The 26,688-nt window shown below is 70.6% G+C and carries 24 protein-coding genes; 16 read left to right on the top strand and 8 right to left on the bottom strand.

The window, feature by feature from the left end; translation table 11 throughout:
• Positions 1–187 precede the first annotated feature (187 nt).
• The 5 genes from J4Z35_RS07415 (at position 188) to J4Z35_RS07395 (ending at position 6,196) form a co-directional block, all read left to right on the top strand.
• Entirely contained in the window at positions 188–1,477 is a 1,290-nt protein-coding gene (locus tag J4Z35_RS07415; RefSeq protein ID WP_208065467.1) for an adenylosuccinate synthase, read from the top strand.
• 102 nt (positions 1,478–1,579) lie between these two features.
• Positions 1,580–2,089, top strand: a complete 510-nt coding sequence (locus J4Z35_RS07410) for a DUF402 domain-containing protein (RefSeq protein WP_208065466.1) — start codon at positions 1,580–1,582, stop codon at positions 2,087–2,089.
• A gap of 117 nt (positions 2,090–2,206) precedes the next feature.
• Positions 2,207–4,021, top strand: a complete 1,815-nt coding sequence (gene lysS / locus J4Z35_RS07405) for a lysine--tRNA ligase (RefSeq protein WP_144694234.1) — start codon at positions 2,207–2,209, stop codon at positions 4,019–4,021.
• Positions 4,022–4,176: 155 nt separating this feature from the next.
• On the top strand, positions 4,177–5,178 hold the full coding sequence (locus tag J4Z35_RS07400; RefSeq protein ID WP_186318534.1) for a thermonuclease family protein: 1,002 nt from the start codon (positions 4,177–4,179) through the stop codon (positions 5,176–5,178).
• A gap of 166 nt (positions 5,179–5,344) precedes the next feature.
• Entirely contained in the window at positions 5,345–6,196 is an 852-nt protein-coding gene (locus J4Z35_RS07395; RefSeq protein ID WP_144694233.1) for a thioesterase family protein, read from the top strand.
• Positions 6,197–6,217: 21 nt separating this feature from the next.
• Here J4Z35_RS07395 and J4Z35_RS14475 read toward each other — a convergent pair whose 3' ends face one another.
• The 3 genes from J4Z35_RS14475 to J4Z35_RS07380 all read right to left on the bottom strand — a co-directional run bounded on the left by J4Z35_RS14475 (position 6,218) and on the right by J4Z35_RS07380 (position 10,244).
• Positions 6,218–6,607: a chorismate mutase gene (locus J4Z35_RS14475; protein WP_144694232.1), complete on the bottom strand. Its 390-nt coding sequence runs from the start codon at positions 6,605–6,607 to the stop codon at positions 6,218–6,220.
• Between the two features lie 34 nt (positions 6,608–6,641).
• Positions 6,642–8,945 carry an AAA family ATPase gene (locus J4Z35_RS07385; RefSeq protein ID WP_082740877.1) on the bottom strand — a complete coding sequence of 768 codons (2,304 nt, stop codon included), beginning with the start codon at positions 8,943–8,945 and terminating at the stop codon, positions 6,642–6,644.
• 111 nt (positions 8,946–9,056) lie between these two features.
• Entirely contained in the window at positions 9,057–10,244 is a 1,188-nt protein-coding gene (locus tag J4Z35_RS07380) for a LuxR C-terminal-related transcriptional regulator (RefSeq protein ID WP_144694230.1), read from the bottom strand.
• 269 nt (positions 10,245–10,513) lie between these two features.
• On the opposite strand from J4Z35_RS07380, the gene purD reads away from it, so the two are divergent.
• The 6 genes from purD (at position 10,514) to purL (ending at position 16,590) form a co-directional block, all read left to right on the top strand.
• Complete coding sequence (purD, locus tag J4Z35_RS07375; RefSeq protein ID WP_144694228.1) at positions 10,514–11,815, top strand: phosphoribosylamine--glycine ligase; 1,302 nt, start codon at positions 10,514–10,516, stop codon at positions 11,813–11,815.
• A complete protein-coding gene (locus tag J4Z35_RS07370; protein ID WP_062258300.1) occupies positions 11,812–12,705 on the top strand; it encodes a phosphoribosylaminoimidazolesuccinocarboxamide synthase in 894 nt (297 codons plus the stop codon). The genes purD and J4Z35_RS07370 overlap by 4 nt, the downstream gene beginning before the upstream one ends.
• Positions 12,702–13,181 carry a DUF429 domain-containing protein gene (locus tag J4Z35_RS07365; RefSeq protein ID WP_062258302.1) on the top strand — a complete coding sequence of 160 codons (480 nt, stop codon included), beginning with the start codon at positions 12,702–12,704 and terminating at the stop codon, positions 13,179–13,181. The genes J4Z35_RS07370 and J4Z35_RS07365 overlap by 4 nt, the downstream gene beginning before the upstream one ends.
• 124 nt (positions 13,182–13,305) lie before the next feature.
• Positions 13,306–13,563 (top strand): phosphoribosylformylglycinamidine synthase subunit PurS, encoded by a 258-nt coding sequence (gene purS, locus J4Z35_RS07360; RefSeq protein ID WP_144694224.1) that lies wholly within the window; start codon positions 13,306–13,308, stop codon positions 13,561–13,563.
• Entirely contained in the window at positions 13,560–14,231 is a 672-nt protein-coding gene (gene purQ / locus J4Z35_RS07355) for a phosphoribosylformylglycinamidine synthase subunit PurQ (RefSeq protein WP_006945326.1), read from the top strand. The genes purS and purQ overlap by 4 nt, the downstream gene beginning before the upstream one ends.
• 13 nt (positions 14,232–14,244) lie before the next feature.
• Complete coding sequence (gene purL, locus J4Z35_RS07350) at positions 14,245–16,590, top strand: phosphoribosylformylglycinamidine synthase subunit PurL (protein ID WP_222121138.1); 2,346 nt, start codon at positions 14,245–14,247, stop codon at positions 16,588–16,590.
• Between the two features lie 217 nt (positions 16,591–16,807).
• Here purL and J4Z35_RS07345 read toward each other — a convergent pair whose 3' ends face one another.
• A complete protein-coding gene (locus tag J4Z35_RS07345) occupies positions 16,808–17,677 on the bottom strand; it encodes a zinc finger domain-containing protein (protein ID WP_115296987.1) in 870 nt (289 codons plus the stop codon).
• A 49-nt stretch (positions 17,678–17,726) separates the two neighbouring features.
• Positions 17,727–18,587, bottom strand: coding sequence for a fused MFS/spermidine synthase (locus J4Z35_RS07340; RefSeq protein ID WP_144694220.1), 861 nt, complete (start codon positions 18,585–18,587; stop codon positions 17,727–17,729).
• A gap of 144 nt (positions 18,588–18,731) precedes the next feature.
• On the opposite strand from J4Z35_RS07340, the gene J4Z35_RS07335 reads away from it, so the two are divergent.
• Positions 18,732–19,100, top strand: a complete 369-nt coding sequence (locus J4Z35_RS07335; protein ID WP_115297148.1) for a sterol carrier family protein — start codon at positions 18,732–18,734, stop codon at positions 19,098–19,100.
• Positions 19,101–19,371: 271 nt separating this feature from the next.
• On the opposite strand, the gene J4Z35_RS07330 is transcribed toward J4Z35_RS07335, so the two are convergent.
• Positions 19,372–21,561, bottom strand: coding sequence for a hypothetical protein (locus tag J4Z35_RS07330; RefSeq protein WP_144767667.1), 2,190 nt, complete (start codon positions 21,559–21,561; stop codon positions 19,372–19,374).
• Positions 21,562–21,682: 121 nt separating this feature from the next.
• Between J4Z35_RS07330 and J4Z35_RS07325 the strand changes: the two genes are divergently transcribed.
• From J4Z35_RS07325 to purM, 3 genes are all read left to right on the top strand, one after another.
• Entirely contained in the window at positions 21,683–22,051 is a 369-nt protein-coding gene (locus J4Z35_RS07325) for a hypothetical protein (protein ID WP_144694216.1), read from the top strand.
• An 81-nt stretch (positions 22,052–22,132) separates the two neighbouring features.
• Complete coding sequence (gene purF, locus J4Z35_RS07320; RefSeq protein WP_144694214.1) at positions 22,133–23,755, top strand: amidophosphoribosyltransferase; 1,623 nt, start codon at positions 22,133–22,135, stop codon at positions 23,753–23,755.
• An 86-nt stretch (positions 23,756–23,841) separates the two neighbouring features.
• Positions 23,842–24,957, top strand: a complete 1,116-nt coding sequence (purM, locus tag J4Z35_RS07315; RefSeq protein ID WP_062258216.1) for a phosphoribosylformylglycinamidine cyclo-ligase — start codon at positions 23,842–23,844, stop codon at positions 24,955–24,957.
• Between the two features lie 141 nt (positions 24,958–25,098).
• Here the strand turns inward: purM and J4Z35_RS07310 are convergent, their stop codons facing one another.
• Together J4Z35_RS07310 and J4Z35_RS07305 are read right to left on the bottom strand one after the other, a co-directional pair.
• Complete coding sequence (locus tag J4Z35_RS07310) at positions 25,099–25,296, bottom strand: DUF3073 domain-containing protein (protein WP_062258217.1); 198 nt, start codon at positions 25,294–25,296, stop codon at positions 25,099–25,101.
• A 187-nt stretch (positions 25,297–25,483) separates the two neighbouring features.
• The gene (locus J4Z35_RS07305) at positions 25,484–25,846 is read right to left on the bottom strand and encodes a hypothetical protein (RefSeq protein WP_074045681.1); all 363 of its coding nucleotides are present in this window, start codon (positions 25,844–25,846) and stop codon (positions 25,484–25,486) included.
• Positions 25,847–25,930: 84 nt separating this feature from the next.
• On the opposite strand from J4Z35_RS07305, the gene J4Z35_RS07300 reads away from it, so the two are divergent.
• Positions 25,931–26,608, top strand: a complete 678-nt coding sequence (locus J4Z35_RS07300) for a YigZ family protein (protein ID WP_144694212.1) — start codon at positions 25,931–25,933, stop codon at positions 26,606–26,608.
• Positions 26,609–26,688 lie beyond the last annotated feature (80 nt).

Below are 26,688 nucleotides of genomic sequence, written 5' to 3'. Positions count from 1 at the left end.
GGGGCGCTCGGCGGGCGACGCATCGGCTCGCCTGCTGACGACGACCGCGACGGATGCGTGCCAGCGGGTAACCTTGGGCGGTAAGAGTTGACGCCCGGTTCGTCGCTCGAGGCCGCCGCGCGCCGGGGGTCGAGCGTGGCGGGGGAGCGGCGTCAGCCCACCAGCTACGCAAAGGCAGTTGATACCGATGCCGGCAATCGTTCTCGTCGGCGCCCAGTGGGGCGACGAAGGCAAGGGCAAGGCCACCGACCTTCTCGGAAGCCGAATCGACCACGTCGTGAAGTTCAACGGCGGCAACAACGCCGGGCACACAGTCGTCATCGACGGTGAGAAGTACGCGCTGCACCTGCTGCCGTCGGGCATCCTGACGCCGGGTGTCACGCCCGTCATCGCGAACGGTGTCGTCGTCGACCTCGGCGTGCTGTTCGAGGAGATCGACGCCCTCGAGGCGCGTGGTCTCGACACGAGCAAGCTCGTCATCTCCTCGAACGCGCACCTCATCCCGCGCTACAACAAGGTGATCGACCAGGTCTCCGAGCGCTTCCTCGGCAACCGCAAGATCGGCACGACCGGGCGCGGCATCGGCCCGACGTACGCCGACAAGATGAACCGCATCGGCATCCGTGTGCAGGACCTATTCGACGAGTCGATCCTGCGACAGAAGGTCGAGGCGGCGCTCGAGACGAAGAACCAGCTGCTCGTGAAGACGTACAACCGTCGCGCGATCGAGGTCGACGAGGTCGTCGAGGATCTGCTGCAGTACGTCGAGCGGCTGCGCCCGATGGTGAAGGACACGTCGCTGCTGCTGAGCAAGGCGCTCGACGCCGACGAGGTCGTGCTGTGCGAGGCCGGTCAGGCGACGCTGCTCGACGTCGACCACGGCACCTACCCGTACGTGACGAGTTCGAACGCGATCTCGGCGGGCGCCTGCACCGGTGCGGGCATCCCGCCGACGCGCATCGACCGCGTCATCGCCATCCTCAAGGCGTTCACGACGCGCGTCGGCGAGGGCCCGTTCCCGACGGAGCTGCACGACGAGGTCGGCGACCGCCTGCGCGAGATCGGCGGCGAGTTCGGCACGACGACGGGGCGCCCGCGCCGCATCGGCTGGCTCGACACCGTCATCGGGCGCTATGCGACACGCGTCAACGGCGTCACCGACTTCGTCGTCACGAAGCTCGACAACCTCGACTCCTTCGACGAGATCCCCGTCTGCGTCGCGTACGACATCGACGGCGAGCGCGTCGAGGAGATGCCGGAGAACCAGACCGACTTCCACCACGCGAAGCCGATCTACGAGATGCTGCCGGGTTGGAACGCCGACATCACCGGTTGCCGCACGTTCGAGGACCTGCCCGAGAACGCGCAGCGCTACATCGAGTTCGTCGAGAAGCAGATCGGCGCGCGCGTCAGCGTCATCGGCGTCGGCCCGGGTCGTGACGAGGTCATCGTCCGCCACGATCTGTTGAACGACTGACTCTCCCATCTCTCGCCGCAGGGGCCGACTCGCTGACGAGTCGACCCCTGCGGCGCGTTCGTGTGCGTCCTGGCGCCGGCGGGCCGCCGGTAGGCTGGGTGTGTGGCGAGGGAAGCGATCCGACTGCAGTTCGGCAAGTACAACGGTGACGAGCACTGGGGGTTCGACGCCGTCGTGCTCGGCCGTGACGCACAGGGGCTGTGGCTCGGGGTGACGGGTGGCACCCGTGTGGCACGACCCGGGCTCGAGTTCGCAGCGCACGGCGACTTCGTCGTCCTCGTTCCCGACGACGCCTGGTGGGTGGCCACCTTCAACACCGCTCCGGGCGGCAAGGACCATGACATCGACGTCTACGTCGACATCACGACGCCGACGACCGTCAACCAGGGTGAGGCGTTCACGCTCGACCTCGACCTCGACGTCGTCAAGCGCACGAACGGTGACCTCGGCATCGACGACGAGGACGAGTTCGAGCGGCACGCCCGCGAGATGAGCTACCCGCCGCGACTCGTGACGGCGGCGCGTGACGCTGCCGACACTGTCATGGCGATGGTGCGTGACGGCGCCGCACCGTTCGACGGTTCGCACGAGACGTGGCTCGCGAAGCTCTGACGAGGCGCCGTCTGTTTCGGTTCACGGCCAGCTCGTCCGCCATCCTGCCGATGTCAGCGCGAAGAGCCCCCTGCGGGCGCGTCAGAACCACCCTGACCGGGCGCCTAAAATGAACCCATGACGACTGTGTTGCCTCCTGACGCCGACTGGGTTTCGCGACTTGCCGACGAGACGATCGCCGAAGCCGAGAAGCGTGGTACGAAGGTCGTCGTCGCCTCCGGCATCAGCCCCTCGGGTCCGGTGCACCTGGGCAACCTGCGCGAGGTCATGACGCCGCACCTCGTCGCCGACGAGATCCGGCGCCGCGGCATCGAGTGTGAGCACATCATCAGCTGGGACGACTTCGACCGCTACCGCAAGGTGCCGAACGTCGAGGGCGTCGACGCCTCGTACGAGCAGTACATCGGCATGCCGCTGACGCGCGTGCCCGCGCCGAAGGGCAGTTCGGCGAGCAGCTGGGCCGAGCACTTCCGCGCCCAGTTCGAGGAGGGCCTCGCCGCGCTCGGCGTCGTCTACCGAGGCATCAGCCAGAGCGAACAGTACGGCGCGGGCGCCTACACGGATCAGATCCTCTTCGCGATGAGCAAGCGCGACGAAATCGACGCCATCCTCGCGCGCTACCGCACCCTGCCGAAGCCTGACGGCGACGCCGCCGGCAGCGGCAAGCCTGTCAAGGGCGGCAAGAAGGCGCCCGTGTTGTCCGAGGAGGAGCAGGCGGCAGCCGCCGAGGCGGAGGCCGGTTCCGGGGCGGCAGCCGAGGACGACGGCGGCAGCGAGTCCGGTTACTACCCGTACAAGCCGTACTGCTCGGCGTGCGGCACCGACTTCACCACCGTCACCGCCTATGACGACGCCACGCACGACCTCACGTACACGTGCCGCTGCGGGCACACCGAGACCGTCGACCTGCGTGAGCACCGCAACGGCAAGCTCGTGTGGAAGATCGACTGGCCGATGCGCTGGTCGGTCGAGAAGGTCGTCTTCGAGCCGTCGGGCGTCGATCACCAGAGCCCCGGTTCGAGCTTCGTCGTCGGCAAGGACGTCGCTCCGATCTTCGGGTGGGAGCGCCCGCTCGGCCCGATGTACGCGTTCGTCGGCATCAAGGGCATGGCGAAGATGAGCTCGAGCAAGGGTGGCGTGCCGACCCCGAAGGACGCGCTCGGCATCATGGAACCGGCCCTGCTGCGCTGGCTTTACGCGCGCAAGAAGCCGAACCAGAGCTTCACCGTCGCGTTCGACTCCGACGTGCAGCGCATGTATGACGAGTGGGACGCGCTCGTCGCGAAGGTCGCCGCCGACAAGGGCCAGCCGGGCGACGTCGCCGCCTACGTGCGCGCGTCGACGACGGCTGAGAAGGTGCTGCCCGCGACCGAGTACCCGGTCGCCTACCGCACCCTCGCGAGCATCAGCGACATCACGACGGGTGACGAGACGCAGACGCTGCGCATCGTCGGCACGCTCGACCCGTCCAACCCCCCGTCGAGCCTCGACGCGCTGCGCCCGCGCCTGACGAACGTCGAGAACTGGGTCGCGCGCTACATGCCCGACGACGAACGCACGGTCGTGCGGGAGACGAAGAACGCCGACGCCCTCGCAGCCGCCAGCGACGAGCAGAAGACCGCCCTGCGCATCCTGCTCGACGGCCTCGACGTACCGGGCGAGCAGGGGCTGCCGCGCATCGAGGACGCGTGGTCGCTCGACGGGCTGACGACGCAGGTCTACGGTGTGCCGAAGGTGCAGATCGGCAAGGGTGCCGACTTCCGACCCGACCGCAAGGCCGACCCCGAGACGGCCGCAGCCCTCGGCGCGAGCCAGCGCGAGTTCTTCAAGCTGCTCTACACACTGCTCATCGACAAGGAGACCGGCCCGCGTCTTCCGACGCTGCTGCTCGCCGTCGGCCCGCAGCGCCTGCGCGAACTCGTCACCCCCTGACGGCCGACCCCCGTCCACATCGGCCATTCTCGTCCACATTCGTCGAGCCGGGCGGGGTCGGTGATCGGGTCAGCGAACGCCGCAGTGACGGGCGTCTCCGCCCCGATCGGGCCGCGTTGTCGGTGCCGACGTCTACGCTGACGCGCGTGACGACGATGACGACGATCCGCGGAGCCGTGACGAGCCTGGGCGCGGCTGCGCTCCTCGCGGGCACCGCGGCCTGCGGCACCTCGTCGGACGCATCGCACTCGGCGACGAGCGCGTCGCCCACGGCGTCCTCGTCGAACGGCACGCAGCCGGCGCCCTCGGCGTCGGGCTCGTCGCGCGCGTCAGCGTCAGGGCCCACGCCTGCCGACAGCGGCTCGACATCGACGAAACCGGCGTCCGACGCCACGTCGAGCTCCGCGAAGGGCGGCGACACGCGCGGGCAGGGCGCCGGGACGGGTTCGGGAGCGGCGTACGACGTCGTCAGCGTCATAGACGGCGACACCATCGCCGTCCGTATCGACGCAAAGCGCGAGAAGATCCGCATCATCGGCCTCGACACCCCCGAGACGCGCAAGCCGAACACGCCCGTGCAGTGCTTCGGCAAGGAGGCGAGCAGTCACATGCAGTCGCTCGTGCAGAGCAAGCAGGTGCAGCTCGCGGCGGACTCGTCGCAGGGCGATCGCGACAAGTACGGCCGCCTGCTGCGTCACGTCTTCGTCGGCGGGACGACGAACGTCGCGCTCGGGCAGATCGAGGGCGGCTACGGGCGTGAGGAGACCTACGACGGGCCGTACGAGCATCGCCTCGAATATCTCGCGGCACAGAACCAGGCGAAGAACGCCCACCGCGGCACGTGGGGCCCGCCGTGCAATGGTTTTCACCAGGATGACGCCGGCTCGAGCGCTGCTGCGTCGACGTCAGCTGCGCCGGCACCATCGACGCCCGTCGCGCCGGCGGTGCCAGCCGCCTCATCGTCGCCGGCCGGTGCCGGCTCGACCGACGGAGCGTGCACGATCAAGGGCAACATCAACTCGAAGGGCGCCAAGATCGCGCACGCGCCCGGTTCGGCGACGTACGACAAGACCGTCATCACGCCGAGCAAGGGGGAGCGCATGTTCTGCTCCGCGGCCGAGGCCATCGCCGCAGGGTGGCGCATGGCGAACGACTGACCTGAACGCAGCGCACCACGTCGGCCTGGTGGCCACCCTGCTCGACGCCGGCCGATGCAGGCGCGCGCCGTGGGTGGGAAGGGCCCGGCCACGCCCCGCCACCCCCTGGATTACTCGCCGGTATGACTCAGCCCACACAAGGCCGATCGACTCCTACGATGGCGTCATGAGCGACACCACCACCTCGAACACGCCGGGCGAACAGGACCGGCACGACATCGACGTCCTGCTCGCCGCCGCCGCGCGGCAGGGCGCCGTCACGATTCCGGCGGGCTGGGGGCAGGGTCGGGCGACGTTCGGTGGTGTCGTCGCAGGCGTCCTCGTCGCCCGCGTGCTCGGTGAGCTGGCCGCGGATCCGACGTCGCTGCGTTCGCTCACCGTCAACTTCGTCGCACCGGCCTCCGCCGGCCCGGCCGAGGTGCGCGTCGAGGTGCTGCGGCAGGGCAAGTCGGCGACGCAGGCCGAGGCGCGCCTCGTGCAGCCGGACGATTCCGGCGAGAGCACCGTCCGCGCCATCGCCCTGCTGACGTTCGGTGCGCAACGCGACTCGAAGGTGGCGCTCGATCCGACCCTCGACGCAGGCACGCGCCCGGCGTTCGAGATGCTCGAGGTCATTCCGTACATCGAGCCGTTCACGCCCGAGTTCATCGCAGGCGTCGACCTGCGCCCGGCCAGCGGGGTGCTGCCGTTCTCCGCAGCTACTGACGGCGACCTCACCGGCTACATGCGATTCCGCGAGCTGACGGACGACTTCGGTGTCGCGCACCTCGTCACGCTCATCGACGCGTGGCCGCCGGCAGCGGGGCAGATGCTGCACTCGCCGGCCCCGATGTCGACGATGACGTGGACGCTCGAGTTCACCGCGCCCGTCTCGTCCGACCCGGCGACGACGTGGTGGTACGACGTCACGACGGACGCCGCCCACGACGGCTACGCCCACTCGGGGGCGCGCATCTACGACCCCGCGAGCGGCGCCCTCGTCGCCATCAGTCGTCAGACGGTGGCGTTGTTCGGCTGACGCACACGCGAACCAACGACGTCAGGGCGCGTCGGACGCGGCCTGCAGGTGGTGGTGGATGACCTCGTCGATGACGAATCGGAGGAACTTCTCGCTGAACTCGGGGTCGAGGCCCGATTCGGCGGCGAGGCCGCGCAAGCGGGCGACCTGACGCTCCTCGCGCGACGGGTCGGCGGGCGGCAGCTCGTGCGTCGCCTTGTACTCGCCGACGGCCTGCGTGATGCGGAAGCGTTCGGCGAGCATGTGGATGATCGCCGCGTCGATGTTGTCGATGCTGCGTCGGTACGCGCCGAGCACCGCGTCGGACGTGCCCGCGACGGAGCCGTGCAGACCGCCGTCGCCCGCGGTCGGGCTCGCGCCGCCGTCGGGGCCGTCGCTCGCCGGCAGCGCGGCGTCAGGGGTGTGGGTCATGTCGTCCTCGCTCCGTCGTCACTCGTGTCTCGCGTCAGCGCACGTCGAGCACCGTCATGCGGTGCGCCGCACGCGTCAGCACAACATAGAGAACGCGCGCGCCGCCAGGTGACTCGGCGGTGATCTCATCAGGGTCGACGACGAGCGTCGCGTCGTACTCGAGGCCCTTCGTCGACATCGGGTCGATGACGACGACGCGGCCCGCTGCGCCGTCGAGCTCAGCCAGCGCCTGCCGCCACGCCGCGGGCGCGATGACGGCGACGCTGCCGTCGACCTGCTCGAGCAGGTCGGTGACGGCTTCGCGGGCGCGGGCGCTGACGTCGTCGCGGCTCACGTCGATCGAGACGGGGTGAATGCCGGTCTCGCGCACGGCTTCGGGGATGTCGGCGTCGGGCACGTAGCGTCGGATGAGGCCGGCCGCGAAGTCGAAGATCTCGCGCGCGTTGCGGTAGTTCGTCGTCATGTGGAAGCTCTGACGCTTCTTCGTCCCGAAGGCCTCCTCGCGTGCCTCGGCGGCTTCGTCGAGGTCGGGCCACGACGCCTGCGCGAGGTCGCCGACGACGGTCCACGACGCGAACTTTCCGCGCCGACCGACGGCGCGCCACTGCATCGGCGACAGGTCCTGCGCCTCGTCGACGAGGACGTGACTGTATTCCTCGGCGCGCGTGAGGCGCCCGGCGAGCAGGCGCTCGCGGGCGTCGGCGGGCGTCACCTCGAAGCCGACCTCGCCGCCCTGACGGCGCGATCCGGTCACCTCGACCTCGTGGACGCCGTAGTCGGTGAGGTTGTCGAACTCCTCGATCTCGTAGAAACCACGCTCCTCGCGGGCGGCTTCGGGCACCTCGGCGAGGCGGGCGAGCAGGTCGTCGACGAGCGCAACGTCGGCCACGGACCACTCGCCGCGCTCGACCGCGACGGCGATCGACGCGACGAGTTCCGCCTGCTCACCAATGCTCAGCACGCCGCGTGCATAGCGCGCGAGCCGGTCGGCGTCACCGAGCCACAGCAGCACGTGACGCGGGTCGATCGGGCGCCACCAGTCGGCGACGAACGCCTCGACGTCGCGCGAATCCTCGAAGCGGTCGACGAACTCGGTGCGCTCGAGGTTGGTGTGCTCGCGCACCTGCAGCCACGCCGCGGCCGCGAGGGCCTCGACGACGTCGGCGGGGTTGCCGGCGAGCTTGTTGTGCTGGTGGTGGCTGAGCAGGCTCGCGCGGATGCGGCGCAGCTCGCGCTCATCGAGGTGGACGGCGAGGCCCGCGACCATCGTGCGCAGGCTCGTCGCCGCGTCGGGCGCGACGTCCTTCGCGGCGCGCGAGAGCACCTTTCGGATGCGCAGCCCACCCTTGACGGCGGCCGGAGCCGGCGCGTCGAGGCGCGTCGCCGTCAGCCCGCCGACGAGGTCGCCGAGCGCGCGCAGCGCCACCGAATCCTCGCCGAGCGACGGCAGGACGCGCTCGATGTAAGCGGTGTAGGCGGCCGACGGGCCGACGACGAGGATGCCGCCCGACTCGAATCGGCGCCGATCCGAGTAGAGCAGGTAGGCCGCGCGGTGCAGCGCGACGACGGTCTTGCCCGTGCCCGGCCCACCCGTGATGAGGGTGACGCCGCGCGCGTCGGCGCGGATCGCCTCGTCCTGGTGGCGCTGGATCGTCGCCACGATGTCGCGCATCCGCGCCCCGCGCGAGCGCGTCAGGGCGGCCATGAGCGCGCCGTCACCGACGACCGTCATGCCCTCCGGCGCCTCCACCGTCATGAGGTCGTCCTCGACGCCGAGGACGCGAGCGTCACGGCAGCGCAGCACGCGGCGGCGCACGACCTTCTCCGGGGCGACGGGCGTCGCGCGGTAGAACGGTGATGCCGCCGGCGCGCGCCAGTCGATGACGAGTGGTTCGTACTCGTCGTCACGCACGCCCAGGCGACCGATGTATCGCACCTCGAGGTCGTCACCCGAGCCGGTGGAGACGAACCCGCCGGCCGCCTCGGTGCCCGTCGCGTCGGTCGCGCCCGCACCCGCCGTCATCGCGTGGTCGAGGTCGAGGCGCCCGAAGACGAGGCCCTCGAACTGCTGCTCGAGTGTCGCGCGTCGCTTGCCGGCGGAGAACATGAGCGCGTCGCGCTCGAACAGGCCGGCCTTCTCCTCGTCGCGCATGTCGCCGGAACGGCTCGCGCGCCCGCGCGCGAGCCCTTCGGATTCGACGATGCCGACGCGCTCGCCGGCCTTCGCCAGTTCGGCGTAGACGCGCTCGACGTGCGCCTGTTCGATCGCGATCTCGCGGGTGACCTCGTCGGGCAGTTCGTCGACCTGGCCGGCCGGACGTCCCTCAACCGTGCTCACGCAGTGCTTCCCCTCGCCGTGCTGGCTCACCGCGCCGCGCGCGGATGACCCTCTACCTTAAAGCGTTCGTCGGCCCGTTCGGCGCGTCGGGGGTTCGTGTCGCGACAGGGCTCACAACCAGCCGCGTCGGGCGGCCAGCACCCCGGCCTGAAACCGTGTCTGGGCGTTGAGGCGATCCATGACGCTGCGGACGCGCCGATCGAACGTGCGCTGGCTGACGCCGACGCGACGCGCCACGGTGGCGTCGGGCACTCCTGCTGCGAGCAGCGTCAGGATGAGGCGCTCCTGGTCGCTCAACGCATCCGTCGTGGCAGCCTGCACACCGTCCGTGCGCTGGCGCGCGATGGACTGCGTCGACGCACGCGGATAGGTCGCGGCGAGGGGAGCGGCGAGGCGCAGCATGAGGTCGATCGTCGACGACACCGCCGCGACGAGTCCGGCGTCGTGCACGACGAGCCCCGCCACACCGCCACCGCTGACGGTCTCGATGACCGCCATCCCGTCGTCGTTGACGGCGGCGGTGAACGGAACGCCCGTCGCAAGGGTGACGCGGACGTTCGGCGTGGGTTGCAGCGAGGCGAAGTCGTCGGCGTCGAAGTCGGCGACCAGGCTCGAGTCGATGACGGTGTCGACCGTCACGAGACGTTGCGAGGCGCCGACGCGCCCGTCGCGTGAACCGGGCAGCGCGTCGAGGATGGGCGAGCGCGTCGCGATGGATCGCGTGCGCATGGCACGCACCTCATGACGAGCGTTCGCGACGCACTGGGCGAACGCGAACGCGACCTCGCGCTCGCCGTCGAGCACGTCGGTGCCCTCGAACAGTCGGTTCGCGCCCGTGACCTTCGCGGCGTTGCGGTGGGCGGCGACGAGGCCCGGCAACGCGGCGCGGATACTCGTCGCGCGTGACTCGAGCTGCCCCGCGAGGGTGGGCAGCGCCTGCTCCGGAGGCGTGACCCGCCACCCCGACGAATCCCGCTCGACCATGGCACGCGCGGTGAGGATGCGCAGGGCGACGGCGGTAGCGTCAACGGCGAATCCGGCTGCGGCGAGATCGTCCTCGTCGCACGCGCCGTGCATGAGCAGGTGGAGGTAGAGCTCTGTCGGACGGTCCTCGCCGATGAGATCGGCGAGCGCGTTCGTCGTCGCAGCGCCCTCGGGCATCATGGCGGCGAGGTCGGCGATCGCGTCGGCGGGCGTGCCGCCGCCGATCGTGCCGGGGGTGTCGGCAGGCGCGCCGAGAGCGTCGGCGGGTGTGCCGGGTGCCCCGGAAGGTACATCGGTGGATGACTCATGGGGCATGACGGCCGCCTGTCGACGAGGGAGGAGAAGTGACGCTCTTGGCGAATGTTCGCCAATGACGCAATTCTGCCAAACCGTGAGCGAACGGGTGCCCGTGGTCGTGCCATAGTGGGTCGTGCCGGCCCGTCCGGTGCGCGAAGGAGCGTGTCACCACCTCCCCCCGATGGTTCGACCCACTTCGCGCCAGGTGCGCGCCGCCCCGGGAGCATTTCCTCCCCCTGGGTTCCCGGGGCCGCGCGCGCCGCCTCCTCGCCGGTAGGGTTGCAGCCATGAAGGCTTTGGTCGTCGGAACGGGCGCGCGCGAGCACGCCATCGTCAAGGGGCTCGCAGCGGATCCGCAGGTCGACGTCATCGTCGCCGCCCCCGGAAATCCAGGCATGGCCGCCGACGCCCAGGTGCGTGACGTCGACATCCTCGACGGTGACGCCGTTGCCGAACTCGCGCACGAGATCGGGGCCGACCTCGTCGTCATCGGGCCCGAGGCGCCGCTCGTCGCCGGGGTGGCGGACGCGGTGCGCGCAGCCGGAATCGACACGTTCGGCCCGTCCGCCGAAGCCGCCCGACTCGAGGGGTCGAAAGCGTTCGCGAAGGACGTCATGGCGGCCGCCGGCGTCCCGACCGCCGGCGCGCACGCGTGCACGAACATGACGCAGGTCGCCGCGGCCCTCGATGCGACCGGAGCCCCGTACGTCGTCAAGGACGACGGGCTCGCGGCCGGCAAGGGTGTTGTCGTGACGAACGACCGCCACGAGGCGCTCGCGCACGCCCGGGCCTGTCTCGACGCCGGGTCGAGCCTCGTCATCGAAGAATTTCTCGACGGCCCCGAGGTGTCGCTGTTCTGCATCAGCGACGGTGCGACGGTCGTTCCGCTCGAGCCGGCGCAGGATTTCAAGCGCGCCCATGATGACGATGCGGGCCCGAACACCGGTGGCATGGGCGCGTACTCGCCGCTCGACTGGGCGCCGGCGGGGCTCGTCGACGATGTCGTGAAGCGAGTCGCGCAGCCGACGATCGACGAGATGTCGCGCCGCGGCACGCCGTTCGCGGGTGTGCTGTACGTCGGGCTGGCGCTGACGTCGAAGGGCCCGAAGGTCGTCGAGTTCAACGCGCGCTTCGGCGACCCGGAGACGCAGGCCGTCCTCGCGCGTCTGCGGACGCCGCTCGGCCGTCTGCTGCGCGCTGCCGCACGGGGTGAGCTCGCTGACTTCGGGCCGCTCGAATGGAGCGATGACGCCGCCGTCACCGTCGTCGTCGCGAGCGAGGGTTACCCCGCAAAGCCGGTGACGGGTGCGCGCATCGACGGCCTCGACGAGGTGAACGGCGACGGCACCGCGGCGGGTGACGGTGCGTACGTCCTGCATGCGGGGACGAAGCTCGGCAGCGACGGCGGAATCGTCTCGTCCGGTGGGCGCGTGCTGTCGGTCGTCGGACGGGGTACGGATCTCGCCGCCGCCCGTGAGGTGGCGTACGCGGGCGTCGAGCGCATCACGTTGCCCGGCAGTCATCACCGCACCGACATCGCACTCAAGGCACTCGAGGGTGAGATCACCGTCGAAGGAGAGCAGGCATGAGCGAGACACTCGAACTTCCTGGGTACGCGCACGTCTACTCCGGCAAGGTGCGCGACCTGTACGCGCCGCTCGACGCGGACGGCAAGGCCCGCGACGACCAGGTGCTGCTCGTCGCGAGCGACCGCATCTCGGCGTTCGACTTCATCCTCTCGACACCGATCCCCGACAAGGGCAAGGTGCTGACGCAGCTGTCGCTGTGGTGGTTCGAGCAGATGGCACACCTCGTGCCCAACCACGTCGTCTCGACGGACGTGCCCGACGCCGTCGCAGGCCGTGCGGTGCTCGTCGAACGGCTCGACATGGTGCCGCTCGAGGCCATCGCCCGCGCGTACCTGACGGGTGGCGGGCTCGCCGAGTACCGCGAGACGGGGGCGGTGTGTGGGGTGGCTCTGCCGGACGGCTTGGTCGATGCCTCGAAGCTCGAGACGCCGATCTTCACGCCGACATCGAAGGCCGAGATCGGGGATCACGACGAGCCGATGACGTTCGACGAGGCCGTCGTGCTCGTCGGGCGGGAGCGCGCGGATGAGATCCGTGACCTCACCGTGCGAATCCTCGCGCGTGGCAACGAGATCGCCGCCGAGCGGGGCATCCTCATCGCCGACACGAAGGTCGAGTTCGGCGTGCGCGCCGACGGCACGCTCGTGCTCGCCGACGAGCTGCTGACGCCCGACTCGTCGCGCTTCTGGCCGGCCGCGTCGTGGCAGCCGGGGCGCGCACAGGATTCGTACGACAAGCAGTTCGTGCGCGACTGGCTGACGTCCCCGGCCTCTGGTTGGGACAAGTCGTCGGGCGAGCAGCCGCCGGCGTTGCCCGACGACATCGTCGCCGCCACGCGCGCCAAGTACATCGAGGCCTACGAAGCACTGACGGGCCGCACGTTCGTGTGACGGGTCGCAGGGCGGCGGGTGAGCCCGAGGTTCAGCGACCGGCCCACGGCATCAGTATCGGTGTCGATCTGGCTGCCGCCCCGGTCAACACCGCTGCGGTGGAGTTGGCTTGGGAGGGGGACCGCGCGACGATCGTCGACGTATGGGGCGAGGGTCGTGAGTGCGTCGAAGACGCGATGCTCATCAGCCTGCTCGATCGCAGTGACGCCAAGATCGGCGTCGACTGCCCGTTCGGCTGGCCGCAGGAGTTCGTCGAACTCGTGGGTGATCAGGGTAGTGGGGAACCGGGAGGGTCCGAGGTGCGGGAAGCGTCCTACGCGACGCCGGACGAACGCCAGCGCTTGGTCTATCGGGCGACGGATCTCGACGTCATCGAGGTGACGAAGCGCCACGGCTCGAGCGCTGATCCGGCGCGGCCGGCCGTCAGGCCGCTCAGTGTCTCGGCCGATCGCATCGCCCACGTGTGCGCACCGTGACGCGGCCCGTCAAGAGGGCTGGATCCACCTGCCGCTGCGCACGACGTGAGCGGGAATGGGGCGTTGTCGGTGGCGCCGCCTAGACTCAGGGTGCTGGACACACCGCCTCTCACAGGGAGAACCCATGGGCCACGTCGTCGTCGACGTCATGCTGAAGTCCGAGATCCTCGACCCGCAGGGTCAGGCCGTCGCCGGTGCGCTGCCGCGCCTCGGTTTCGAGCAGTTCACCGACGTGCGTCAGGGCAAGCGTTTCGTCCTCACCGTCGACGGTGATGTGACGGACGCGCACCTCGCCGCGGCGCGTGAGGCGGCCGACAAGCTGCTGAGCAACCCCGTGATCGAGGACGTCATCAGCGTGCACGACCTGAAGGACGAGCAGTGAAGATCGGCGTCATCACCTTCCCCGGTTCGCTCGACGATCACGACGCGAAGCGCGCCGTCCGCCTCGCCGGGGGAGACCCCGTCGACCTGTGGCACGGTGACGCCGACCTCAAGGGCGTCGACGCCGTCGTCGTGCCTGGCGGTTTCAGCTACGGCGACTACCTGCGCTGCGGCGCCATCGCGCGGTTCGCGCCTGTCATGGACGAGCTGATCCCTGCGGCGCAGGGCGGCATGCCCGTGCTCGGCATCTGCAACGGCTTCCAGATCCTGTGCGAATCGCATCTGTTGCCCGGCGCGCTCATCCGCAACGACCACCAGAAGTTCCTGTGCAAGGACCAGGTGCTGCGTGTCGAGAACACCTCCACCGCGTGGACGAACGCTTTCACGGCCGATCAGGAGATCACCATCGCGCTGAAGAACGGGGAGGGCTGCTTCGTCGCAGATGACGCGACGCTCGACCGCCTCGAGGGCGAGGGCCAGGTCGTCTTCCGCTACCTGCAGGGCAACCCGAACGGCTCGTACCGCGACATCGCCGGCGTCACGAACGAACGCGGCAACGTCGTCGGCCTCATGCCGCACCCCGAGCACTGCGTCGAGGAGGGCTTCGGCCCCTCGACCGACGGGCTCGCCTTCTTCACGTCCGCCATCACGGCGCTCGCGAGCGTCTGAGGAGACAGCACTGATGACTGAGATGAACACGAGCCCGGAGCCGGGCCAGCTCGCCGCTGCCGAAGAGGGCTTCAGCGCCGAAAGCCAGATCATCGCCGCGCCGAAGACGGACGGTCTCGACACGGTGAGCAAGGCCGAGGCGACGCCCGACGTCGAGCAGCCGTGGGCCGAACTCGGCCTCAGGGACGACGAGTACGCGCGCATCCGCGAGATCCTCGGGCGTCGCCCGACGAGCGCCGAACTCGCGATGTACTCCGTCATGTGGAGCGAGCACTGCTCGTACAAGTCGTCGAAGACGCACCTGCGCCGCTTCGGCGACCTGCCGAGCGAGACGCCGCGCGGCAAGCAGCTCGCCGGCATCGGCGAGAACGCCGGCGTCATCGACATCGGTCAGGGCTGGGCCGTCACCTTCAAGGTCGAGAGCCACAACCACCCGAGCTACATCGAGCCCTACCAGGGCGCCGCGACCGGCGTCGGCGGCATCGTGCGCGACATCATGGCGATGGGTGCGCGCCCGATCGCCGTCATGGATCCGCTGCGCTTCGGCGCGCTCGACCACCCCGACACCGCGCGCGTCCTGCCCGGCGTCGTCGCCGGCATCGGCGGCTACGGCAACTGCCTCGGCCTGCCGAACATCGGTGGCGAGGTCGTGTTCGACGACTGCTATCAGGGCAACCCGCTCGTCAACGCGCTGTGCGTCGGCAAGCTGCGCCACGAGGATCTGCACCTCGCCAAGGCCGCAGGCCAGGGCAACAAGGTCGTGCTGTTCGGCGCCAAGACGGGTGGCGACGGCATCGGCGGTGTCTCCGTGCTCGCCTCCGAGACGTTCGACTCCGAAGGGCCCACGAAGCGACCCGCCGTCCAGGTCGGCGACCCCTTCGCCGAGAAGGTGCTCATCGAGTGCTGCCTCGACCTGTACGCCGCGGGCGTCGTCGAGGGCATCCAGGATCTCGGGGGCGCCGGATTGTCCTGCGCGACATCCGAACTCGCCTCCGCCGGTGACGGCGGCATGCACATCGAACTCGACCGCGTCCCGCTGCGCGACAGCTCGCTGCGGGCCGAGGAGATCCTCATGTCCGAGTCGCAGGAGCGCATGATGGCCGTCGTCGCGCCGGACAAGCTCGACGCGTTCATGGCGATCGCCGAGAAGTGGGACGTCGAGGCCGTCGTCCTCGGCGAGGTCACCGACGGTGAGAACCTCGTCATCACCTGGCATGGCGACGTCGTCGTCGACGTGCCGCCGCGCTCCGTCGCGCACGACGGGCCGGTCTACGAGCGCCCGCTCGCGCGACCCGAGTACCTCGACGCGATGCAGGACGACGTGTCGTCGCTGCTGCGCCGACCGGCGTCGGGCCACGAGCTGCGCGCGCAGCTGCTGCAGGTGCTGGGTTCGCCGAACATCGCCGACAAGTCGTGGATCACCGACCAGTACGACCGCTACGTCATGGGCAACACGGCGCTCGCCATGCCTGACGACGCCGGCGTCGTGCGCGTCGACGAGGGCACCGGGCTCGGCGTCGCGCTCTCGACGGACTGCAACGGCCGTTTCGCGAAGCTCGACCCGTTCATCGGCGCGCAGCACGCCGTCGCGGAGGCGTACCGCAACGTCGCGGCCGCCGGCGCGACGCCGCTCGCCGTCTCCGACTGCCTCAACTTCGGCTCGCCCGAGGACGCGGGCGTCATGTGGCAGTTCAGCCAGGCCGTCGACGGCATCATCGAGGCGTGCCGCGCGTTCGGCACTCCCGTGACGGGCGGCAACGTGTCGTTCTACAACCAGACGGGTGACGTCGCGATCCACCCGACGCCCGTCGTCGCCGTCCTCGGCGTGCTCGACGACGTCAGCAAGCGCACGCCGTCGGCGTGGAAGGATGCGGGCCTCGCGCTCTACGTGCTCGGCGAGACGCGGGACGAGCTCGACGGCTCCGAATGGGCCGGCGTCGTGCACAGCCACCTCGGGGGCCTGCCGCCGATGGTGCACCTCGAGAACGAGAAGGCGCTCGCGTCGGTGCTCATCGACGGTGCCCGTGACGGCCTGCTCGCCGCGGCTCACGACCTGTCGTCCGGCGGTCTCGCGGTCGCGTTGGCTGAAGGCGTCATGCGTCATGGTGTCGGTGCGTCGGTGTCGTTCACCGACAACGCGTTCGTGTCGCTGTTCTCCGAGTCGGCCGGTCGCGCCCTCGTCGCGGTGGCACCGGAGCACGTCGAGGCGTTCGAGGCGCTCGCGTCGAAGGCCGGTGTAGCCGCAGCGAAGATCGGCGAGACGGGTGGCGGCGCGCTCGCCGTCGGCGACCTGTTCTCGATCCCGGTCGCCGAGCTCTCCGAGACGCACCAGGTGCCGCTGCGAAAGATCTTCGGCTGACGGCCTGCGCATCGCTGACGGTTGGTGCGCGCTCGTTCGAGAGGCCCATTCCTGGAACCAGGAATGGGCCTCTCGACGTGTTCACGAGGTGCGGGTCCAGGCGTGTGCCCCATCTCGGCTCGGCTGCTCGGATTGGGGCTGAAACTCTGCCATGCCAGATTGCGGCTCTCAACCGGCGAGTCGGGGTCCGAAACTCTGCCATGCGGGATTGCGGCCCTCACGGGTTGGGCGTGCGACGGCGGTGACGCGGCTGGCAGCGCGGGCACCAGAACAGGTTGCGGCCCGCGAACTCCTCGTGTGCCACGGGCGTGCCGCAGACGAGGCACGGTTGCCCCGCGCGTCGATAGACGTAGACCTCGCCGCCGTGCTTGTCGACGCGCGGATCACGCCCCATGGTCTCGGGCGAGTGTTCGTCGCGGACGGTGTCGATGCGGCCGTCGCGTACCCCGAGCGGCATGAGCGCGACGAGGTCCGCCCAGATCGCGTCGAACTCGGTGCGGCGCAAGAACTTCCCCGGCATCTTCGGGTCGAGGCCGTGGCGGAAGAGCACCTCGGCTCGGTAGATGTTGCCGACGCCGTTGAACACCTTCTGGTCCATGAGCAGCGCAGCGATCGGCGTCGACGTGTGGCGGATCCGCACCCACGCGACGTCAGGGTCGGCGTCCACGCGCAACGGGTCGGGCCCGAGCTTGCCGACGATCGCCGCCACCTCGTCCGGCGTCTTGAGCGCGCAGACGTTGGGGCCACGCAGATCCATGACCACACTGCCGCGCGCATCACCGTCGTCGGACGATGCTCCGAGACGCCACCGGATGGCGCCGGTGATCGGCGCCTCGCCGGGCTCGACACCGTACGTCCAGAAGAACTTTCCGAGCAGACCGAGGTGGATGTTGACGCGCTCGTCGAGCCCTTCGAACGCGACGAGCATGTGCTTGCCGTAGGCCTCGGCGTGATCGAAGGCACGGCCGTCGATGCGCGCTGAGCTTTCGGCGAATCGGCCCTGGGGAGAGGACGATTTGATGATTCGCCCAGCGAAGTTGTCGTTCATCATCCCCGCGATGCGGTGCGTGACGTGGCCCTCGGGCATCGTTCTCCTTCGTCGTGGCGGTGCAGCCGATCGTGTCACGCTCGCAGCGTCAGCGCACTCGCCACGCACCGAGCTGCGGCGGGACGGGGGAGCGTGCCGCGTCGTTGTCGGTGAAAGGGGCGGCCGCCCGCAACATCCGTGCCAGCTCGGCGGCGCGCCGGACGCCCGTCGGCAGGGGCGCACGAGCGGCGGCGCGGGTGACGGCGTCGAGGTCGAGGGCGCTGGCATCGGCCGACGCGGTCAGCACGACGTTGCCGAAGCGCTTGCCCTTGAGCACCTCGTGCGCCCCGACGATGACGGCGTGTGGCAGCACGGCGGTGAACGTCGCGGCGGCGCGTGAGGTCCACGCGAACCCTGGCTCGTCGGCGAGATTGGCGATGAACACGCCACCCGGCTTGAGCACACGCGCGACGTCGGCCGCGAACGTCGGGCTGACGAGCTCGGCCGGCACGCGTCCGTCGGCGAATGCGTCGAGGACGATGACGTCGGCCGAGTCGTCCTTGAGAGCTGCGACGCCCGAGGCGCCGTCAGCCGGCCGTACCCGGATGCGATGCGTGCGGGGCAGCGGCAGTTCGCGACGGACGGCGTCGGTGAGGCGGACGTCGGGCTCGAGGACGATCTGCGGCGAACCCGGGCGGGTCGCCTCGACGTAGCGTGCCAGCGTCAGCCCTGCGCCGCCGACGTGCGTGACGCCGAGCAGGGACGGCGCGGGCGGCGTCAGCGCGTCGAGCACGAGCGCGAAGTGCTGGACGTACTCGAACTCCAGCAGCGTCGGATCGTCCGGGTGGACGTGCGACTGTGGGTGCCCGTCGCGCATGACGGTGACGCCGCCGCGCTCGTCGGTGATGAACTCGAAGGGGTCGCCGGCGGCGGTCTCAGGGGCAGTCGTGGGGATGCGTCGGCGAGCCATGCGACCAATGTAGGCGGTGCGAATGTGGACGAAGATCGCCGATGGGGACAGGAATCGCGAAGGTGGACAGGAATCGCCGACGTGTCCGTGGTTCGCCGATGGGAACGAGAATCGCGGAAGGGGGACGCCCCTAGGATGGGGCGCATGCCACCTCGTCGCCGCATCGCGCCAGAAGCGGGTCGCGCCGCCGTCCTCGACTGGGCCGCGAACCCCGCTGACACGGCACGACCCACCACCGCCCTCGCCGTGCGCTACACGCTCGAAGAGCTCGGTATCCAGGTGCCCGGCCGCACCGTCGAGGTGCGCGTGCCGCCGTTCGGCGCCGTCCAGTGCATCGAGGGCCCGGTCCACACGCGCGGCACGCCCCCGAACGTCATCGAGACCGACGCCGTCACCTGGCTCGAACTCGCCACCGGCCGCCTGACGTGGGACGCCGCCCGCGCCGAGGGGCGCCTGCGCACGTCGGGGCAGCGCGCCGACGTCTCGGCCCAACTGCCGCTCGTCCCAGCCTGACGGGACTCGCAACGGTGCCGGGCCAGCCAGCAGCGCCGGCCGCGGTCCCGCCCCGCCCGCGAGGCAAACGGAGCCTGGAGGATGGCGGGTAACTCACAGGTCGGCGGGCAGTTACCTGCCGACGTGTGAGTTACTCGCCATCTTGCGGTCAGGGGAGCGTGTGCGGACCCGCGCGATGTGCGCAGGGTGCCGAAGGGCTCGGTCAGGCGGCCGAGGACGGCGATGGCCGCCCACCTTCGAGGTGAGCGGCCATCGTCAGGAGCCGAGTCGATCAGCGCTGGGCGGGGTCCCAGTGGCGGAACATCGCGGCCTTGGCGGCGTCCACGCTCGTGAACCACACCTCGGCCTCGGTCTGCTCGTAGCTCGGGCTGTCGGGCGTGTGGAACAGCATCGTGTCCGCGTTGCCCTTGATCGTGTACGCCGGCGACGGCGCCGAACCATCCTCGTTCGGCTCGGCCGAGCCAGGACCGAACGGACCGTCAGCCACCTCGGCAGCCGAGACCTCAGCCGCCGTGGGAGCAGCCTGCAACGGCGAACCGGCGCCCTGCGGCGACTGCCCCGACTCGCTCGATGAAGCCGTGTCGTGAGCCAGCTCGTCGGACGTGAAGTCCTGCAGTGGCTGAGCGGCGTCGTCGGTGCGTCCGTCGGCCTCGACCGCCGTCTGCGAGGCGCTCGCGGCATCCTCGGACGCCGACGGCTGTGCCACCGTCGTCGTGGCGGCGTTCGACGCAGCGCCGGTCGTCGACGTGGACGGGTCGGCGACGGGCTCGCTCACACCGACACCGGCCGACTCCGCAGGCGCTGCGGCCGCGTCGGTCGTCGCCGGAGCGAACTGGTCAAGCTGGTCCAACGGCAGCGGCTCGGTGCCCCAGTCGTCGCCGCCCGAGGGCTTCGGCGCAGCAGGGGTCGTGGCGGGTGCCGACGCGGCGGCGTCCGGCGCTCCCGAGCCCGCGTGCTTGGACTGCGTCTGCGTCGCGGTCGAGTCGGCTTCCGCGGAACGGTCCGACGCGTCGGTCGCCGTGTCATCCGACGAGCGGCCCGACGCCATCGCGGCAGCGGCGGCCGCCCCTCCCGCGACACCGGCCGCAACCGCAGCACCGGACGTGCCGTGGTCGGTGGTGTCAGCGGCCTGTTCGGACGGGCGGGTGGCGGCGTCAGTCGTCGTGTCGTTCGTGCTCGTCGATGCGCCCTGAGTCGACGTCGAGTCCGCCGCCGGGGTGGATGCTGCTTCGGCAGCGGCCTTCTCGCCCTCAGCTTCGGGAACAGCCGGGGTGCTCGGGGTCGAGTCAGCAGCGGTGGATGCGGCCGCAGGGGCAGCCTTCTCGTCCGTCGCTGCGGGCGCTGCCGGGGCGAGCGAGTCGAGCTGGTCGAGCGGCAGCGGCTCCGTTCCCCAGTCATCGCCACCCGACGACGCCGGTACGGGTGCCGGGGCCGCGGCAGGCTGGCTCGTCGCCGTGTCCTGGGCCGGCGCGGGGGTCTCGGCCTGGGCCGAATCGCTTGCCGGGGCAGGTGCCTGCGGCTGTGCAGCGGGGGCGGGAGCTGAGTCGTCGAGCGCCGGGGGAGCAGCGTCCCAGTCGTCGCCACCGGAGGCGGCGGGTGCGGCTTGCGGTGCCTGGGTGGCTTCGGGTGTCTGCTGCGGCTGGGCGGCCGGAGCCGAGTCGTCGAGTGCGGGCGGCGGGGCGTCCCAGTCGTCTCCGCCGGAGGTGGCGGGTGCGGCTTGCGGTGCCTGTGTGGCTTCGGGGGTCTGCTGCGGCTGGGCGGCCGGAGCCGAGTCGTCGAGTGCGGGCGGCGGGGCGTCCCAGTCGTCACCACCGGACGCGGCAGGCGCAGCGGCGGCAGGGGCGGAGTCGTCCAGAGCGGGGGCGGGGGCGTCCCAGTCGTCGCCGCCAGATGCGGCGGGCGCGGCGGGCGCAGCCTGAGCCGGCGCGGCCGGGGCAGCGGTCGCGTCGAGAGCCGGAGCGGGGGCATCCCAGTCGTCACCACTCGATGCGGCGGGCGCGGCGGGCGTCTCAGGAGCAGGAGCCGGGGCGGCATCCCAGTCGTCGGCCGCTGCCGACGCAGCGCCACCGGCAGACGCCGCAGCACCGGCCGCGGCAGCCTTCTGGCCGTTGGACGGCGCGTTCTTCGGCGCGGGAGCCTCCGCCTTCGCGGGCGCGTTCTGGGCGGCCGGCTGCTGCTCGGCCGTCTCGTTCTTCGGTGCGCCGGTCTTCACCTCGTCGGCCGTCTTTGCGGCACCCTTCGCAGGCTTCTCCTCGAGTTCGGAGGTGGCCGCGGCCTTCGCGTCAGGCGTCTCGACGCTCTCGTCGACGGAGTCGTCACGGCCGATCTTGTTCTTGCCGTTCACCCCGTGGATGCCGACCGAACCCGGGCGCTTCGGCGCGCCCTTCTTCGGGTCGCGCATGAGCAGGTAGGCGATCAGAGCCAATAGCAGGATGACGTTTTCGAGGATGAACCACTTCACGGTCGCGTCCCATCAGTCGTACGAGCACACATTTCTGTGGCCACCCTACCGCCGAGTCACTTGCGCCGGGCCGGGATTTACCGCGTCGTGATGCGCCCGCGGGCGTTGCTACCGTGGTGGGGTGAGCACGCCTGAACCCCGCACCGAAACCGCCGAGCGCGACGAGAGCCGCCACGACACCCGTGACGACGCCCGCCCGGCGTCCGAGGCCCCACGCCCGGCACATGACGAGGCGCGCGCCGACGAACGTCCGGCCATGAACCGCGACGGCGTGCCCCTCGCTCGCGTGCGTCGTGCGCCCCGCGTCATGCCGTTCCTGCTGACAGGCGCCGTCATCGGAGCCCTCGCGGGCCTCTTCGTCTCCCTCGACGGCGGTGACGGCGGCAACTACACGGCGTCGTCATCGACCGGTTATCTCGTCGTCCTGTTCGCTGCCCTCGGCACGCTGCTCGGCGGCCTCGCGTTCGTCGTCGCCGACCGTCGTTCCTGACGCCCGTACGCGTCCTGCGCCCCGGCGCCCGGCTGCTCGCACGATGCACGCTGCGGCTCAGGTCGTGAAAGACTGATGTCTGTGGCACGCGGCGACGGCAAACTCTCACACGACATCCTTCCCGGCGAGAAGGGCCCCCAGGACGCATGTGGCGTCTTCGGGGTCTGGGCGCCGGGTGAAGAGGTCGCGAAACTCACCTACTACGGCCTGTACGCGCTGCAGCACCGCGGCCAGGAGTCGGCAGGTATCGCGACGAGCGACGGCAAGAGCCTGCTCGTCTACAAGGACATGGGCCTCGTCTCCCAGGTGTTCGACGAGACGAGCCTCGCCTCCCTGCGCGGCCACCTCGCGATCGGCCACTGCCGGTACTCGACGACGGGTGGTTCCACCTGGGAGAACGCGCAGCCGACGCTCGGTGACACCGAGGCGGGCACCGTGGCGCTCGCGCACAACGGCAACCTCATCAACTCCGCCGAGCTGCGCGAGAAGCTCGAGGAGATTCACGGCGAGCTCGGCAACACGCTCGGCGAGCTGCGTCGCGGCAACACCACCGACACCGCGCTCGTGACGGCGCTGCTCGGCGCTCAGTTCGACACGAGCCTCGAGAAGACGGCCCTCGCCCTGCTGCCTCACCTGCGGGGCGCGTTCTGCTTCGTCTTCATGGACGAGAACACGCTCTACGCCGCGCGTGACCCGCAGGGCATCCGCCCGCTCGTCATCGGCCGTCTGGAGCGCGGTTGGGTCGTCGCGAGCGAGACGGCGGCGCTCGACATCGTCGGCGCCAGCTACGTGCGCGAGGTCGCGCCGGGCGAGATGATCGCCATCGACGCGGACGGTCTGCGCTCGACGACGTTCGCCGAGCCCGAGCCGAAGGGCTGCGTCTTCGAGTACGTCTACCTCGCCCGTCCCGACACGACGATCGCCGGCCGCGAGGTCTACGAGAGCCGCGTCGAGATGGGCCGTCAGCTCGCGCGTGAGTTCCCCGTCGACGCCGACATGGTCATGCCGACGCCGGAATCCGGGACGCCCGCCGCGATCGGGTACGCCGAGGAGTCCGGGATTCCGTACGGCATGGGCCTGGTGAAAAACGCCTACGTCGGGCGGACGTTCATCGCGCCGAGCCAGACGATCCGCCAGCTCGGCATCCGCCTCAAGCTCAATCCGCTCAAGCCCGTCATCAAGGGCAAGCGCCTCGTCGTCATCGACGACTCGATCGTGCGCGGCAACACCCAGCGCGCCCTCGTGCGGATGCTGCGCGAGGCCGGCGCGGCCGAGGTGCACGTGCGCATCTCGAGCCCGCCGGTGCGCTGGCCGTGCTTCTACGGCATCGACTTCGCGACGCGCGCCGAACTCATCGCCAACGGCCTCGTCGTCGACGAGATCGCGACGTCTCTCGGTGCCGACTCGCTCGGTTACATCAGCGAGGACGGCATGATCGCCGCCACCGGGCAGCCGCGCGAGAACCTGTGCACCGCGTGCTTCACGGGCCGTTACCCCGTCGAGCTGCCCGCTGAGGATCGCCTCGGCAAGGGCCTGCTCGAGCTGCAGCTGCCTGTCGAGTTCGGCGGCGTCGATCCGACGACGGTCGGCACGGCCGACCTCGGCCAGGACGAGTCGATCGACCTCGCCCGCACCAACCCCGACGGCGTCTCGCACGCCGGGGGCGCCGCCGTCAGCCCGGTCCGTCGGCACACGTCGAACTGACCGACGCCTCTCGATCCTCCCGCGCCGCCGCAGCCCTGACGGCGGCGCCGCGCCCGCACCGTGACCTCGCACTTCGAAGGACGACGATGACCCAGCACAACGAACCCATCACCTACGCCGGCGCCGGCGTCGACGTCGAGGCCGGCGACAAGGCCGTCGAACTGATGAAGGCCTCCGTCAAGCAGGCCCAGCGCCCCGAGGTGCTCGGCGGCCTCGGCGGGTTCGCGGGGCTGTTCGACGCCTCCGTCCTCGCGCGCATGGAGCACCCGATCCTCGCGACGTCGACGGACGGCGTCGGCACGAAGGTCGCGATCGCGCAGGCGCTCGACACACACGACACGATCGGGTTCGACCTCGTCGGCATGGTCGTCGACGACATCGTCGTGTGCGGCGCGGAGCCGCTCTACATGACCGACTACATCGCGACCGGCAAGGTGGTGCCCGAGCGCATCGCGGCCATCGTCAAGGGCATCGCAGCGGCATGCCGTCAGGCGAACGTCGCCCTCATCGGTGGGGAGACGGCCGAGCACCCGGGCCTGCTCGCCGCGGACGAGTACGACGTCGCGGGCGCCGCGACGGGCGTCGTCGACAAGGCCGATCTCATCCTTCCCGAGTCGGTGCGCGAAGGTGACGTCGTCCTCGGCCTCGCCGCGAGCGGCCTGCACAGCAACGGCTACTCGCTCGTGCGCAAGGTCTACGCGAGCGCCGGGTGGGGCTACGACAAGCACGTCGAGGAGTTCGGTCGCACGCTGGGGGAGGAGCTGCTCGAACCGACGCGGGTCTACGCTGCTGACCTGCTGCGCCTCATCCGCACCGACGGCGTCGACATCCACGCACTGTCCCACGTCACAGGCGGGGGCCTGGCGGCGAACGTCGCCCGCGTCCTGCCCAAGGGCATGGGCGCGCGCATCGAGCGTTCGACGTGGACGCCGCCGGCCGTCTTCGACGTCACCCAGCGCGTCGGCAACGTGCCCCAGGACGACATCGAACGCACCCTCAACATGGGCGTCGGCTTCGTCGCCGTGCTGCCCGCCGAGCAGGCCGCGACGGCCATCGAGGTGTGCGCCGAACTCGACCTGCCCGCATGGCGCATGGGCGATATCGCACGCACCGAGAACCTCGACGCCGCAGAGGCAGAGATCATCTCCGGCGCCAAGGGCGTCGACGCCGGCGCCTGCCAGATCGTGGGCAGCTACGCCTGACGCGTGAGCACGGGCGCTCGAGCCCCTCGAGCTCGGCGGCGGCCCACGCAGAAGTCAGCACGACGAGAGCCTCCGTCCCGATGGGATGGAGGCTCTCGTTCACGTCAACTCAAGAAAAAGCGGGTTGCGCGCCCGTCGTGGTCAGGCGTCGTCCGACGCCCACTTGGAATAGCGGTCATACTCGTCGCCCTCGTCGTCGGCTTGCGCCTGACGCGTTTCGTTCGCGCTGCGCGAGGCACGGAGCTCTCGCTCCAACGCGCTGAGGTCGGTGTCCGGCGAGAAGTACTTGAGCTCGCGTGCAACCTTGGTCTGCTTGGCTTTGGCCCGGCCGCGCCCCATGGCGAGACCCCCTCTGTCGTGTTGCCAGGGCGGCCGTCATCACCCCGCACGCGGGCGTGCGGACGTCAGGCGGAGGGCCCTGGGGATCCTAAGTTTCTGTCGTGGGGGTAACGCTACCTCAGGTGCGTTGATTTCCGCCCATCGACGCGGATCGCCGGGCGCCTCGCGCGGCCATGAGTGACCGGTCTCACTCCGTGTGGGTGGTGGCCAAGCCTGGATCGTCGACGACACGCCGTCGGGCGACGACGAACGTCCCCACGAGGGCGAGCGCGCCGAGGCCGAAACCACCCAGGACGAGGGCGGGTTCGTTGTCGCCAGGCTCGTCGACCGTCGGCGTCGTCGGCCCCTTGACGGTGCTCGGGGAGGCCGTGGCGGTCTGCACGGTCAACTCCTGAGCTCCCTCGGACGCCCCGGCGGTGCTGCTCGAGCTCACACCCGGGCTGCGCGTGATGGCGGCGGCGGGTGAGGACGACCCCGCGGCGACGGCGAGCACGCAGGCGCCACCAACGACGAGGGCGCGAGCGGATGCGGGCAGATGGCGCGACGTCATGCCCCCATTCTGACGCCCGCGCGACGGGGGCGCCACGTTCCGCGTCGTCGTTTCGCATCATCGCGCCCGGTATCGTCGCCGGACATGACGACGTCTCGGTTCACCACCCTCGCAGGCCCGGCCATCGCCGAGATCGAGGTGAAGCACTCGCGGTTCCTGTGTGAACTGACGCCGGTGGGGGCGGGTGACGACGAAGTGTCGGAGGTGGCCGCACGGGCCGTCGTCGAGGCCGCTCGTAAGCAGCACTGGGACGCGCGTCATCACTGCAGCGCGTTCGTGCTCGGCCCCCAGCGTCAGGTGCGGCGCAGCAACGACGACGGCGAGCCGTCGGGCACGGCGGGCGCGCCGATGCTGGAGGCGCTCGTCGCCTCGGGTCTGAGCGACGTCGTCGCCGTCGTGACGCGCTGGTTCGGCGGCACGCTGCTCGGCGCCGGAGGGCTCGTGCGGGCCTACGGCGACGTCGTGCGCGCCGCGCTGGCCGAGGCCCGCGTCGTCACGTACGAGTGTCGCCTCGTCATGGCGGCCGACGTCGGCATCGCCGACGTCGGCCGCGTCGAGAACGCCCTGCGAGCCGCCGGGCGGCACGTCGAGGGCGTCGACTACGCCCAAGGCGCGGCCTCAGGAACGGCGCGCCTGGTGCTCGCCGTCACGGAGGCCGACCGCGCAGCGCTCGAGAGCGAGCTCGCGAGCCTGACGGGCGGTTCGGCCGACCTCGACGAGTGTGGGCAGCGCTGGGTCTCACTCGCCGACCAGCCTGGGTGAGGCGTCAGCCGGCCGGACCTTCGCGCGTTTTCGGGGCGCACCGGCCGCCACCCATCAGCGACACCACACCTGCCCCGGTA

Source organism: Dermacoccus sp. NHGro5 (assembly GCF_017565385.1).
Lineage (GTDB): Bacteria > Actinomycetota > Actinomycetes > Actinomycetales > Dermatophilaceae > Dermacoccus > Dermacoccus nishinomiyaensis.
This window is presented reverse-complemented; position numbering and strand designations above follow the sequence as displayed.